Source organism: Mesorhizobium sp. M5C.F.Ca.IN.020.29.1.1 (genome assembly GCF_003997375.1).
Lineage (GTDB): Bacteria > Pseudomonadota > Alphaproteobacteria > Rhizobiales > Rhizobiaceae > Mesorhizobium > Mesorhizobium wenxiniae.
On record NZ_RZSW01001075.1, the window covers coordinates 1 to 858 of the forward strand.

Below are 858 nucleotides of genomic sequence, written 5' to 3' on the forward strand. Positions count from 1 at the left end.
TGGTAGAGCACCGAGCAGCCGACGACGCCGCCGCCGATGACAACCGCTTTTGCATGAGATTTCATGAAGATAGTTCCGTTTTTGAAGAGATTGAATCGAGTGAGCGGGGGGTGAACACAAAGCGGAGAAGGGCGCCGGCTGGAATGATCTCACGCCCTCCCTCTACCCTGTCGACCGGGGGAGAGGTGTCGGGTGACGCTCGACGGAGTGGCGGTCGACTGTTCATCAAACCAATACAGATAGTTAAAAATCGGTCGGCGCGCCGCCTTCGGACCGGCGTTTGTCGACGAAGGCGTTGAGCTCCTCGCGGATAGCCGGGTCCATATACGGCTCTTCATAGGAGGCCAACCGCTCCTTCCAGACCCGATTCGCCTTTTCGAGAGCCGTCGGCGATCCGGCTTCCGCCCAGGTCTCGAAATTGCGCCAGTCGGAGATGATAGGCGAATAGAAAGCGGTCTTGTAGCGGTCCTGGGTATGCTGGGTGCCGAAGAAATGGCCGCCCGGACCGACGGACTGGATGGCGTCGAAGCCAAGGGCCTCCTCGGAGAGGTCGAGCGGGGTCAGGAACTCGGCCACCATCTGCAGCAGATCGATGTCCAGAATGGTCTTCTCGTAGGAGCAGCGCAGGCCGCCTTCCAGCCAGCCTGCCGCATGCATCATCAGATTGCCGCCGCCCTGGATGGCGCCCCACAGCGAGAACACGCTTTCATAGGCCGCCTGCGCGTCGACCGTGTTGGCGGCGCAGGTGTTGGAGGTGCGGTAGGGGATGTTGTAGCGGCGGGCGAGCTGGCCGCCGACCAATTGCGCCTTCATATATTCCGGCGTGCCGAAGGCCGGCGCGCCGGACTTCATGTCGAC

Annotated in this window: 1 protein-coding gene; it reads right to left on the reverse strand. The window is 61.8% G+C overall.

What is annotated here, in order from left to right:
• Positions 1-243: 243 nt before the first annotated feature.
• Positions 244-858: trimethylamine methyltransferase family protein (locus tag EOA85_RS36310; protein WP_206523501.1), on the reverse strand; the 615-nt coding region annotated here is incomplete at its 5' end.